The sequence below is a fragment of the Azonexus sp. genome, assembly GCF_047638095.1.
Taxonomy (GTDB): Bacteria; Pseudomonadota; Gammaproteobacteria; order Burkholderiales; family Rhodocyclaceae; genus Azonexus.
Map to the genome: position 1 here is coordinate 1 of NZ_JBLJBW010000064.1, position 11,199 is coordinate 11,199.

Here is an 11,199-nt window from a genome sequence, read left to right on the forward strand (position 1 = left end):
AACAGCAGGCCGCCCATGATCGTCGCGCCGGAGCGCGAGACGCCGGGGAACATCGCCATGGCCTGCGCGAAGCCGACTTTCAGGGCGTCCGGCCAGCGCATCGCGTCGATCTGCTCGATGCGCGGCACCCGCGCGCGGCGCTCGATCCAGAGAATCAGCAGGCCGCCGGCGATCAAGGCGCCGGCCACCGTCAGCGGATTGAAAAGATAGGCCTTGATGGTGCTGTGAAAGAGCAGTCCGAGCACCGCCGCCGGCAGGAAGCCGACGACGAGCAACCCGGCGAAACGCTGCTGCACCGGGTCGGAAGTCAAGCCGCCCAGGGCCAGCCCGATGCGCTCCCGGAAATGCCAGCAGACGGCGAGGATGGCGGCCAATTGGATGACGATCTTGAACACCTTGCTCTGCTCGTCGGTGTAATCGAGCAGGCTGCCGGCGATGATCAGGTGGCCGGTAGAAGAAATCGGTAGAAACTCGGTCAGCCCTTCGATGACGCCGAGGATCAGGGCTTTGAGCAGCAAGAGGAGGTCCATGAAAATACCAGAGCGGGGAATGCCAGGAGGTCAGCTTACGGCGCAAACCATGGCGCAGGCCATGGCGCAGGCCGCAGCGGCGTCACGAAAGCGGCGGATTTTAGCATTATGGTCGCGTCAAGTTTTCCAGGTCGGCCAGCCAAGTGAGCGCTTGCTCACGATTTTCGCCGCACATTTCGAACGAGGCTTGCAGGCCGCTGCAACAGGCCGGTCGCTCGGGCTGGCCGAACAGGCGGCAGCGCAGATCGGCGTCCAGATGCGGGCAGGCAAGGCCGGCCGGTTTGCCCAGGCTGGAAATCGACGGTGCGATGCAGCAGGCGGCGCAGCCGGGGCGACAGGCAAAAGCGCTCACCGGCACCGGCTCATAAAAATCGTTCGGCTCACAAAAACCGTTCGATGAGCAGATTGAGAAAACGCCGCCCGCGCAGGGTCGGGCGGATGGCCTCGGCGCTTAGTTCGAGCAGACCGTCCTGCTCGGCGGTTTTTAGTTTGGGCAGGATTTCAGACAGTGGGCGGCTGGTGCGTAGCTCGAACAGATCCGGCGGAAAACCGGCGGCGAGGCGCAGGGCGTTCATCATGAATTCGCCCGGCAGCTCCTGGTGAGTGACTGCTCGCTCCTCCTGGATGGCTTGACCTTGCGCAGTTTTTTCCAGATAAGCCGCCGGGTGTTTGTGGCGCATCTGGCGCAGCAGCTTGTCGTGCAAGGTCAGCTTGCTGTGCGCGCCGGCGCCGATGCCGAGGTAGTCGCCGAACTGCCAGTAGTTCAGGTTGTGCCGGCATTGCCGGCCGGCCTGGGCGAAGGCTGAGGTTTCGTAGTTGTCGTAAGCGGCTGCGGCGAGTCGCGCCTCGAGGGCGTCTTGCATGTCGGCGCAGAGATCGCCGTCGGGAACTTCCGGCGGAAAGGCGGCGAACGGCGTGTTCGGCTCCAGCGTGAGCTGGTAACAGGAAAGATGCGGCGGGGCAAAGCTGAGAGCGGTTTCCAGGTCGGCCAGCGCCTCGGGCAGCGACTGTCCGGGCAGGCCATACATCAAATCGAGATTGAAGCTGGGAAAGTGTTGCGCGGCCAGTTCGGCGGCCCGGCGCGCTTCGCCGGCGTCGTGGATGCGTCCCAGCGCCTGCAAGTGCCGGTCGTTGAAACTCTGGATGCCGAGCGACAGGCGATTGACGCCAGCGGCGCGAAAACCGGCGAATTTCGCGGCTTCCACCGTGCCGGGATTGGCTTCCAGGGTGATTTCGGCTTCCGGCTGCAGGCGGGTCAGGGTGCGCACGGCGCGGAGGATGTCGTCGATGGCTTCTGGCGAAAACAGGCTGGGCGTGCCGCCGCCGAAAAATACACTCTGGATCGGGCGGCCCCAGATCAGCGGCAGGGCGGCTTGCAGATCGGCGATCAGCGCCGCGACGTAGGCCGCTTCCGGGATGCCGCCGCTATTGGCGTGCGAGTTGAAATCGCAATAGGGGCATTTCTGTACGCACCAGGGCAGATGGATGTACAGCCCGAGCGGGGGCGATACCTTGAATTCCGGCGTCGGCCCCGGCCGGGCGGGCAGCGGCTGGATGGGGATGATGCGCCGCATGGTTTATTGCAAGGGGGTGAATTGCTCGGCGGTAATCAGCCAGCGCCCGTCCCAGCGCACCAAGGTCAACACCTTTTTGCCGATGTCGGCATGGCTGGCGGAACGGTAGTGCTGGCGAAAGTGAACTTCAGCCTGAACCGGGCTGGAAAAATAAATTTCCGGGGCTTCGAAGCGAATCTCCAGATCGCTGGCGGCGTGCAGTACCTGCCGCCGGCTCGCTTGCCAGGCGGCGGGTGTTTCGGCCTTGCCGGCGTAACTGGGGGCGTAATGGGCGAGGTAGAGATCGGCATCGCGCGCTTCCCAGGCCTTGCGCCAGCGCTCGATAAATTGCTCGATCTGCACCTCGGATTCGGCGGCATCGGCAGCAACGAGCGGCAGGGTCTGCGCGTGGATCGAAGGAGCGAGTACTGCGCCCAGGCAGGAACAGAGGAGAGCAATCAGGAACCAAGGGCGAGGGCGGTTGAAACGCATGGCGGCGGGCAGGAGTGATTCGATGCCCGGCACTATACCCAAGCCCGCGCATTTTCAGGAAGGGCAGTGCAAACCTGATAAGATGCCGCCTCCCCATGCCGAACATCATGATTCATGTCCTCTCCTGCTGACCCGATGACGCCGCAGGAGCGCCGTATCGGCGCATCCTTGGCGTCCATCTTTGCCTTGCGCATGCTCGGCCTTTTTCTCATTTTGCCGGTCTTTGCCGTCTATGCGAAAACCCTGCCCGGGGGCGACGATCGCACCCTGATCGGTCTGGCCCTGGGGGCTTACGGCCTGACGCAAGCGGTGTTGCAGATCCCTTTCGGTATCGCTTCCGACCGTCTGGGGCGCAAACCAGTGATCGTTTTCGGCTTGTTGCTGTTTGCGCTGGGCAGTTTCGTCGCCGCCTGGGCACCGGATATGCACTGGATGATCGTGGGCCGCGTGCTGCAAGGCACCGGTGCCATTTCGGCGGCGGTGACGGCGCTGGCGGCCGACCTGACGCGTGAAGAGCATCGCACCAAGGTGATGGCCATGATCGGCTCGTCGATCGGCCTGGTTTTCGCTTTGTCACTGGTCGGCGCGCCGCTACTTTATGGCTGGATCGGCATGGGCGGTTTGTTCATCCTTACCGGCCTGCTGGCGCTGGGCGCGCTGGGTTTGCTCAAACGCATTCCTTCGCCGCCGCTGCCGCCGCAAGTCAAACTACCCTTGCGCGAGGTGCTGGCAAATGGCGCGCTGTTAAAGCTCAACTTGGGCATAGGCGTGTTGCACATCATTCAAATGGCGATGTTCGTGGTCTTGCCGCAAGCGCTCATCGAACGCGGCGACTTGCCCGCGCCGGAACACTGGAAAGTCTATCTGCCTGCTGTGCTGGCCTCTTTCGTGGTGATGGTGCCGGCCATTATCGCCGCCGAAAAACGCGACAAGATGCGCCCGGTGTTTTTGTCGGCGATTGCGCTGGCGGCCTTGGTGCAAGGCGGTTTGTATTTTCTCGGGGGCAGTCTGTGGTGGCTGGGCCTCTGGCTGCTGCTCTTTTTTGTTGCCTTCAATATTCTCGAAGCCAGCTTGCCGTCATTGGTTTCGCGCATTGCGCCGGCCGCCGCCAAGGGGGCGGCGATGGGGGTGTATAACACGACACAGGCGGTGGGCCTGTTCATCGGCGGCGCGATGGGCGGCTATATCGCCCAGCATTTCGGCGATAATGCGGTGTTTTTCGTCTGCGCCCTGCTGGCGACAGGCTGGATGCTGGTGGCCTTGAGCATGACATTTCCCCGGCGCACAGCGCCGACAACGTGATTTTTCAGGAGGCAAGGAATGGCTTCGGTCAATAAAGTGATTCTGGTGGGCAACCTCGGACGCGACCCGGAAGTGCGCTACACCGCAACCGGTGACGCCATGTGTAATTTGAGCATCGCCACCACGGACAACTGGCGCGACAAAGCGAGCGGCGAGCGCAAGGAACATACCGAATGGCATCGCGTTTCCTTCTTCGGCAAGACCGCCGAAGTGTGCGGCCAGTACCTCAAAAAAGGCTCGCAAATCTACGTCGAAGGCAGCCTGCGCACGCGCAAATGGACGGATAAAGACGGGCAGGAAAAATACAGCACCGAAATTCGCGGCGATACCATGCAAATGCTCGGCGGTCGCCAGGGTATGGGCGCGCCGGCCAGCAGCCACGACGACAATTACGCCGCGCCGCCGGCCAATTATCAGCCCAGCCCGCCGCAAAACAAGCCGAAGCCGGCCTTTGATGATCTGGGCGACGACATTCCGTTCTGAGCCTTGACCGACCACGAGATTGCGCCATGAGTAAGCCGATTACCTTCAAGATTCTGGAAGACATCGCCAAGGATCTGTCTGGCTCGGAAATTAGTTTTCCGACCTTCCTCGACATCACCTTCCAGGTGCGCACGGCGCTCAAAGATCCGAATCTGAGCGTCGAGCAACTGGCCAAGCTGGTTGGGGCCGAGCCTTTGATGAGCACCAAGATCATCCGCATGGCCAACTCGGCGGCGCTCAATCCCTCGGGCAAGGAAGTGGCGGATGTCAAAAACGGCATCATCCGCGTCGGTATGGAAGCGGTGCGCAGCGTTTCTTTTGCGGTAGCCATGGAGCAGCTGCTGAAATCCAAGCAGATGCAGCCCTTCGAGGGCATTTCCAAGAAGCTCTGGGAGCACACCGCGCACGTGGCCTCCTTGTCGCGCGTGCTGGCGCGCAAGATCGCCCGGATCAACGGCGACGAGGCGATGTTCACCGGCCTGGTGCACGATATCGGTGTTTTCTACCTGATGTCGCGCGCTGCCGGTTTCCCCGAGCTGGTCGCCGACAAGGCCGAGTTGCACGCGCTCTTGGTCGGCTGGCACGACAATATCGGCCATGCGCTGTTGACCGCACTGGGATCTCCCGAGTCCGTGTGTACTGCGGTTCTCGAGCATGAAAACGAGCGGGAAATCAAGGAAATCAAAACCTTGTCCGATGTCCTCTACGTGGCAAACAAAATCGCCAACCGCAGCGCCAGCTGGCGCGATGCGGAACAGGCGGGGAGCGCGGTTGATACTTCGATGCTCGATACCTTGTTCGATGCCGCCACCTTGCAAGAGCTAATCGCCGAATCCGAAGAGGAAGTGGCGTCTTTGAAAGCCGCACTGGGCGGCTGAGTTTTCCGCCCATTTTTGCCGTCACGCCGGAGCTTCTCAACCCCATTCTCCCTCTGGCTTGCGGCATGACCCGGATAACGGGGGGTGGCGTGGTGCCGGAAATCTGAAGGCGCACCATGACACCAATCCATTCTTCTTCCGAAGCCCAGGGCAAACGCCTGGCCACCCTGGCGCTGGCTGCGCTCGGCGTGGTGTATGGCGACATCGGCACCAGTCCGCTCTATTCCTTCAAGGAAGTGTTCGCCGGTAATCATCCGATTCCGGTGTCCGTCGGCAATATCTACGGTAGTTTGTCGCTCTTTTTCTGGGCGCTGATCATCGTCGTTTCGGTGAAGTATGTGATCTTCATCATGCGTGCCGACAACCGGGGCGAGGGCGGCATCATGGCCTTGATTGCGTTGGCCTTGCACACGGTGCAGGAAAAACCCCGGCAGGCACGCTGGATCATGATATTCGGTGTGCTCGGTGCGGCCATGTTCTATGGTGACGGCATGGTAACGCCGGCAATGTCGGTGCTTTCGGCGGTGGAAGGTCTGGAAGTCGGCGCGCCGGCGCTGCATCCTTTCGTCTTGCCGATTACCCTCTTGGTGTTGTTTGCCCTCTTTTTCGTGCAGAAAAATGGCTCTGCCGTGGTCGGCGTGTTTTTTGGCCCGGTCATGCTGTGCTGGTTTAGCGTGCTGGCGCTGATGGGTTTGCGCAACATCCTGGCCCACCCGGAAATTTTGGCCGCTTTCAATCCCTGGTACGGCATCGAGTTTTTACTTGCCAACCAGGCGATGGGGCTGGCGGCGATGGGTAACGTCGTGCTCGCGGTGACCGGGGCGGAAGCCTTGTACGCCGACATGGGGCATTTTGGCCGCAAGCCGATTTCCCGTGCCTGGTTCGCCTTCGTGCTGCCGGCCTTGATCCTCAATTACGCCGGGCAAGGCGCGGCGCTCCTGGCAGATCCGCAGGTGGCAGACAATCCCTTTTTCCGCTCGGCCCCGGAATGGGCGCTCTATCCCTTGATCGGGCTGGCCACGCTGGCCACCGTCATTGCCTCGCAATCGGTGATTTCTGGGGCTTTTTCGGTGACGCGCCAGGCCATGCAGCTTGGTTTCGTGCCGCGCATGGAAATTTTGCACACCAATGAAAATGAGCAGGGACAGATTTATCTGCCCGCCGTGAATTGGGGCTTGATGGTGGCGGTCATGGTGTTGGTGCTGGGCTTTCAGTCCTCGAATAATCTGGCGGCGGCCTATGGCATTGCGGTGACCGGTGACATGGTGATTACCTCCATTCTGGCGACCGTGGTAGTCGCCAAGGTGTGGGGCTGGGGCTGGTGGCGGGCGGGGGCGCTGTTTGCCTGTTTCTTGTCGGTCGAGTTGCTCTTTCTGGCCGCCAATATTCTGAAAATTCCCGATGGCGGCTGGTTTCCGCTGGTGGCCGGGATGGTGATTTTCATCCTGATGACGACCTGGAAGCGCGGGCGGCAGTTGCTCGATGAGCGTTTGCGCGGCGAGCGCCTGGATTTGTTGCCCTTCATCGCCGCCCTGGATGCCGCGCCGCCGCAACGGGTGGAGGGTACGGCCGTATTTTTCAATGCCGACCCCAGCGGCGTGCCGCATGCGCTCTTGCACAATCTGATGCACAACAAAGTGTTGCACCAACGGGTGGTGCTGCTTTCGGTGCAGTTCTTCGATGTGCCTTATGTGCCCGATATCGACCGCGTCGAAGTGAAAGCCCTGGGTGGCAATTTTTGGCGCGTCATCGTGCAATACGGTTTCAAGGACGAGCCGGACGTGCCGCAGGCCTTGCAGCAATGCGCCGAAGCCGGCTTGGTGTTTGTCGCCCTGGAAACCTCCTACTTCATCGGCCGCGCCACCTTGATTCCGCGCCTGGGTTCAGAAATGGCTTTTTGGCGCGAGAAAATTTTCGTCGCCATGTTCCGTAACGCCGGCTCGGCCACCGCTTTTTTCCGCATTCCGAGTAATCGCGTCGTGGAATTGGGAACGCAGGTGGTGTTGTAGGCGGAGTCGGGTGAAAAAGGGGGTGACCAGCCCCCTACAGGCGGCGGATTTTTTCCAGGAGTGCCGTGGTCGAGGTCTGGTGCAGGAAGGGGATGGAATGCACGCTGCCGCCCCAGGCGTACACTTCGGGGGCGCCGACGATTTTTTCCACCGGCCAGTCGCCGCCTTTGACGAGCACGTCCGGGCGGCAGGCAAGAATGCGCTCGATCGGCGTGTCTTCCTCGAACCAGGTCACCAGGCTGACGCAGGCCAGCGCTGCCAACACCGCCAAGCGATCTTCCAGACGATTGACGGGACGCTCCGCCCCCTTGCCTTGGCGCTTGACCGAGGCGTCACTGTTGACCGCCACGATCAGGCTTTGCCCGAGGGCCGCGGCTTGCGCCAGATAGGTGACGTGGCCGCGATGCAGGATGTCGAAACAGCCGTTGGTGAAGACGAGCGGCTGCGGCAGTTGTCGGGCGGCGGCAGCGAGTTGCTCGGGCGGGCAGATTTTTGCTTCCAGAGCGGGGCGCGGGTAGTGCATGGCGTTAGCGGTTCTCGCTGGGGGCAGGGGCTGGCGCGGCAGATTTTTTCGAGGCCAGCAGGGCTTGCTCGTTGAGCCGGTTGATTTCGGCGTCCGAGAGAATTTCCATCACATTCACCACCTTGTTCACCCCGGCGGTCGTGCGGGCGACGGTAATGGCGACTTTCGCCTCCAGGTCGGTGACCACACCCATCAGATAAACCTGACCGCGCTCGGACACCACCTTGATGTGGTTGGCCGAAATCTGGCGGCTATCGACGAGGCGCGCTTTGACCTTAGATTCAAGGAAAGTGTCGTTGCTGCGCATGGAGAGCGTGGCCGGCGTGCCGATGCTGAGTTCGTTATAGACCTCGCGTACGCCTTCGATTTGGCGGGTATTTTGTTCAACGCTTTGGCGCGCTTCTTCGCTGGCCACCTCGCCGGTGATCAGCACGCGCCGGTTGTAGGAAACGAAGCTGACGCGGGATTGGTTTTTGTATTCTTTTGGAATGCGCGCGCTGGCTTTCCACTCGGTGCTTTCGTCATCGGTTTGCGTGCCGGTGCTGCGCCGGTCGTGCAGGCTGATGACGCCGGCGGCGGTGCCGGCCACAATGGCCGGGAAACAGCCGCTCAGGGCAGGGGTGAGCAGGGCGGCGAGCAGGAGGGAGAGTGTGAGGCGGTTTTTCATGTCATTCATCTCCTAAAAGCAGGGCGTCGATGCCATCGCACAGGCAATGGATGATGACCAGATGGGTTTCCTGGATGCGGGCGGTGCGCTCGGCGGGTACGCACAGGTGCAGATCCTTGTCGTTGAGGATCTCGTTGATTTCGCCGCCGCCTTTGCCGGTGAGGGCGATGACTTGCATGCCTTGCTCGTGTGCGGCGTGTATCGCGGCAATGATATTGGCGGAGTTGCCGGAGGTGGAAATGGCCAGCAGCACATCGCCGGCCTGCCCCAGGGCGCGCACCTGGCGGGAAAAAATCTGTTCGAAGCCGTAGTCGTTGCCGACGGCGGTGAGGATGGAGGAATCGGTAGAGAGTGCAATGGCAGCGAGTTCTTGGCGTTCGGCTTCAAAGCGCCCGACCAGTTCCGCGGCAAAATGCTGCGCATCGGCCGCCGAGCCCCCGTTGCCGCAGGCGAGAATTCTGCCGCCAATGAGTAAGGCATTGGTCAAAATTTCGATCGCCGCCGCCAGCGGTGCGGCCAGGGCGTGTGCCGCATCCAGTTTGGTCTGGGCGCTATCTTCGAAATGTTGGGTGACGCGGGCAATCAAATCCATGCTGAACCATCCTGAAACAATGCAGGCGGCAATTCTACCCCAGGCGCTGGTGCGGGCTGTTTGGCTGGGGGGTCAAAAATCGCTACCGAAGGCATTTTGCAGCCATTCGATCTGCCCGCCTTCGAGCAGCAGGCAATCGAAACGGCAGGCCGATTCGCCGTGGCGTGCCAGATAGTGGCGGGCAGCGAGCAGGATGCGCGCCTGCTTCTGGCGGGTAATGCTGGCCGCTGCGCCGCCAAAGGCGGCATTCTTGCGTTGGCGCACTTCGACGAAAACGAGGCAAGGGCCGTCGTACAAAATAAGGTCGATTTCACCGCCCTTGACGTGGAAATTGCGGGTGACCAAGCGCAAACCGCGCGCTTCCAGATAGGCCAGCGCCCGACTTTCAGCATCATGGCCGCGGGCGACGGTGGTATCTTTGGTTTTTGCTGGCATGGGTTAAAAATGACAACAGAATTTAAAACGGCATTGTATGTGCTGGCCACCCCAATCGGCAACTTGGGCGATGTGACGCGGCGCGGCGCGGAAATTCTTGCAACAGTGCCCTGGATTGCCGCCGAAGACACGCGCCACAGCGCACCGTTGTTGAAACAGCTGGGCGCGCGTGGAAAACTGTTGCCGGCGCACCAGCATAACGAGCAGGCGGCGGCGCAGCGCATCGTGGAAAAACTGCAGGCCGGTGAGGCGGTCGCCTTGATTTCCGATGCCGGCACGCCCGGCATCTCCGATCCCGGTGCGCGCGTCGTGGCGGCGGTGCACGCGGCGGGTTTGCCGGTGGTGCCCGTGCCGGGCGCTTGTGCGGCGATTGCGGCCTTGTCGGCCAGCGGTTTTCTCGAAGAGCGCTTTTTGTTTTGTGGCTTTTTGCCCAGCAAATCCGGCCAGCGCCAGCAAGCCTTGGCCGAATTGCGCCATGAGCAGGCGGCGCTGGTGTTTTACGAAGCGCCGCATCGCATTCTGGAAACCGTGGGCGATCTGGCGAATGAATTAGGGGAGCGCACGCTCCTCGTGGCGCGGGAGTTGAGCAAACTGTACGAGAGCATCGTGCGTCTGCCGTTAACAGAGGCACAGGCTTGGCTGGCGGCGGACAGCAATCGTCAGCGCGGGGAATTCGTGCTGGTGGTTTCCGGTGCGCCGCCGAGTGCCGATGCCGGTGAAGGCGAGCGCGTGCTGCGCGTTTTGTTGGCGGACGGTCTGGGGAGCAAACAGGCGGCACGTCTGGCAGCAAGTTTGACAGGTGGGGCGCAAAAAATGCTTTACGAAATGGCTGTGCGTCTGAAAAATAGCGAAGAAATTTGACGTGATTTCTGGTGTGGCTTCAAAACAGAAGCGATGCCAGTTTTTGCCTAACACCCAACGAGGAGCAAGAGATGGATGCAGCGGAGAAAAAAACGGCCAATAAAAGCAGCAGCGAAAGCGCGCTGACGAAAACCAGCGCCCCGGCATCGGCAGCAAAAAGAAAAACCAGCGCCCCGGTGCACAAGAAACAAACGCCGCGCGCGCGCCAGGTTGCCGCCGGCGACGTGCCGCCGCAGCAAACGCCGCAGGGCATCGAAAATTTCACCGTGCACAATGCCGAACGCGCTGCTGAAGAAAAGAAAATGGCCGCGATTACGGACATCCTGAGTAATTCGCCCAGCGAAGAGGCGCTGGCCATGCTCAAACGCCTGCTGCGCCAGCAGCAGTTGCGTTTTGACGAGCAGCACGTCAACCCGGACGAAGAATTGGTCGCCGATTGGCGCTCCGGCATCTACCCCTACAAAAACCTGATGCAGCGGCGCAATTACGAGCGCCAGAAATACCGCTTGCAGGTTGAATTATTGAAGCTGCAGGCCTGGGTCAAGGAGACCGGGCAGAAGGTCGTGATCCTCTTTGAAGGGCGCGATGCAGCCGGCAAGGGCGGCACCATCAAACGTTTCATGGAGCATTTGAACCCGCGCGGCGCGCGCGTGGTGGCTCTGGAAAAACCGAGCGAAATCGAGCGCGGGCAGTGGTATTTCCAGCGCTATGTGCAACATCTGCCGACCGACGGTGAAATCGTCCTGTTCGACCGCTCCTGGTACAACCGTTCTGGCGTCGAGCGGGTGATGGGTTTTTGCTCCGACCAGGAATACAACGAATTCGTGCGCCAATGCCCGGAATTCGAGCGCATGCTGGTGCGTAACGGCATCCA

At 61.2% G+C, this 11,199-nt stretch carries 14 protein-coding genes; 6 read left to right on the plus strand and 8 right to left on the minus strand.

Annotated elements, in window-relative coordinates; genetic code table 11:
• The 4 genes from ACM62Q_RS12275 to ACM62Q_RS12290 all read right to left on the minus strand — a co-directional run.
• Positions 1–530: undecaprenyl-diphosphate phosphatase (locus ACM62Q_RS12275; protein ID WP_415036990.1), on the minus strand; the 530-nt coding region annotated here is incomplete at its 3' end.
• A gap of 106 nt (positions 531–636) precedes the next feature.
• Positions 637–888, minus strand: a complete 252-nt coding sequence (locus tag ACM62Q_RS12280; protein ID WP_415036992.1) for a YkgJ family cysteine cluster protein — start codon at positions 886–888, stop codon at positions 637–639.
• Positions 889–910: 22 nt separating this feature from the next.
• Positions 911–2,104, minus strand: a complete 1,194-nt coding sequence (gene hemW / locus ACM62Q_RS12285; protein WP_415036994.1) for a radical SAM family heme chaperone HemW — start codon at positions 2,102–2,104, stop codon at positions 911–913.
• A 3-nt stretch (positions 2,105–2,107) separates the two neighbouring features.
• Positions 2,108–2,617 (minus strand): YybH family protein, encoded by a 510-nt coding sequence (locus tag ACM62Q_RS12290; protein WP_415036996.1) that lies wholly within the window; start codon positions 2,615–2,617, stop codon positions 2,108–2,110.
• A gap of 72 nt (positions 2,618–2,689) precedes the next feature.
• Between ACM62Q_RS12290 and ACM62Q_RS12295 the strand changes: the two genes are divergently transcribed.
• The 4 genes from ACM62Q_RS12295 to ACM62Q_RS12310 all read left to right on the plus strand — a co-directional run bounded on the left by ACM62Q_RS12295 (position 2,690) and on the right by ACM62Q_RS12310 (position 7,247).
• The gene (locus ACM62Q_RS12295; RefSeq protein WP_415036998.1) at positions 2,690–3,877 is read left to right on the plus strand and encodes an MFS transporter; all 1,188 of its coding nucleotides are present in this window, start codon (positions 2,690–2,692) and stop codon (positions 3,875–3,877) included.
• A gap of 18 nt (positions 3,878–3,895) precedes the next feature.
• Positions 3,896–4,360, plus strand: coding sequence for a single-stranded DNA-binding protein (ssb, locus tag ACM62Q_RS12300; RefSeq protein ID WP_415037000.1), 465 nt, complete (start codon positions 3,896–3,898; stop codon positions 4,358–4,360).
• Between the two features lie 26 nt (positions 4,361–4,386).
• Positions 4,387–5,238: an HDOD domain-containing protein gene (locus ACM62Q_RS12305; RefSeq protein ID WP_415037002.1), complete on the plus strand. Its 852-nt coding sequence runs from the start codon at positions 4,387–4,389 to the stop codon at positions 5,236–5,238.
• 116 nt (positions 5,239–5,354) lie between these two features.
• A complete protein-coding gene (locus tag ACM62Q_RS12310; protein ID WP_415037004.1) occupies positions 5,355–7,247 on the plus strand; it encodes a potassium transporter Kup in 1,893 nt (630 codons plus the stop codon).
• Between the two features lie 34 nt (positions 7,248–7,281).
• On the opposite strand, the gene rfaE2 is transcribed toward ACM62Q_RS12310, so the two are convergent.
• From rfaE2 to ACM62Q_RS12330, 4 genes are all read right to left on the minus strand, one after another.
• Entirely contained in the window at positions 7,282–7,770 is a 489-nt protein-coding gene (gene rfaE2, locus ACM62Q_RS12315; RefSeq protein WP_415037006.1) for a D-glycero-beta-D-manno-heptose 1-phosphate adenylyltransferase, read from the minus strand.
• A gap of 4 nt (positions 7,771–7,774) precedes the next feature.
• On the minus strand, positions 7,775–8,437 hold the full coding sequence (locus ACM62Q_RS12320) for a BON domain-containing protein (RefSeq protein WP_415037008.1): 663 nt from the start codon (positions 8,435–8,437) through the stop codon (positions 7,775–7,777).
• Between the two features lies 1 nt (position 8,438).
• Entirely contained in the window at positions 8,439–9,029 is a 591-nt protein-coding gene (locus ACM62Q_RS12325; RefSeq protein ID WP_415037010.1) for a phosphoheptose isomerase, read from the minus strand.
• 72 nt (positions 9,030–9,101) lie between these two features.
• Positions 9,102–9,464, minus strand: a complete 363-nt coding sequence (locus ACM62Q_RS12330; RefSeq protein WP_415037012.1) for a YraN family protein — start codon at positions 9,462–9,464, stop codon at positions 9,102–9,104.
• A 9-nt stretch (positions 9,465–9,473) separates the two neighbouring features.
• Here ACM62Q_RS12330 and rsmI point away from each other — a divergent pair, with 9 nt between their 5' ends.
• Positions 9,474–10,325 carry a 16S rRNA (cytidine(1402)-2'-O)-methyltransferase gene (gene rsmI / locus ACM62Q_RS12335; protein WP_415037014.1) on the plus strand — a complete coding sequence of 284 codons (852 nt, stop codon included), beginning with the start codon at positions 9,474–9,476 and terminating at the stop codon, positions 10,323–10,325.
• 71 nt (positions 10,326–10,396) lie between these two features.
• Positions 10,397–11,199, plus strand: an 803-nt coding sequence (locus tag ACM62Q_RS12340) for a polyphosphate kinase 2 (protein WP_415037016.1), incomplete at its 3' end; no start/stop codon positions are given.

Coding starts and splice junctions, on each gene's coding strand:
- ACM62Q_RS12310 (WP_415037004.1), top strand. CDS start 5,355: ATGACACCAATCCATTCTTCTTCCGAAGCCCAGGGCAAACGCCTGGCC.
- ACM62Q_RS12320 (WP_415037008.1), bottom strand. CDS start 8,437: ATGAAAAACCGCCTCACACTCTCCCTCCTGCTCGCCGCCCTGCTCACC.
- ACM62Q_RS12330 (WP_415037012.1), bottom strand. CDS start 9,464: ATGCCAGCAAAAACCAAAGATACCACCGTCGCCCGCGGCCATGATGCT.
- rfaE2 (WP_415037006.1), bottom strand. CDS start 7,770: ATGCACTACCCGCGCCCCGCTCTGGAAGCAAAAATCTGCCCGCCCGAG.
- ACM62Q_RS12325 (WP_415037010.1), bottom strand. CDS start 9,029: ATGGATTTGATTGCCCGCGTCACCCAACATTTCGAAGATAGCGCCCAG.
- hemW (WP_415036994.1), bottom strand. CDS start 2,104: ATGCGGCGCATCATCCCCATCCAGCCGCTGCCCGCCCGGCCGGGGCCG.
- ACM62Q_RS12305 (WP_415037002.1), top strand. CDS start 4,387: ATGAGTAAGCCGATTACCTTCAAGATTCTGGAAGACATCGCCAAGGAT.
- ssb (WP_415037000.1), top strand. CDS start 3,896: ATGGCTTCGGTCAATAAAGTGATTCTGGTGGGCAACCTCGGACGCGAC.
- ACM62Q_RS12295 (WP_415036998.1), top strand. CDS start 2,690: ATGTCCTCTCCTGCTGACCCGATGACGCCGCAGGAGCGCCGTATCGGC.
- rsmI (WP_415037014.1), top strand. CDS start 9,474: ATGACAACAGAATTTAAAACGGCATTGTATGTGCTGGCCACCCCAATC.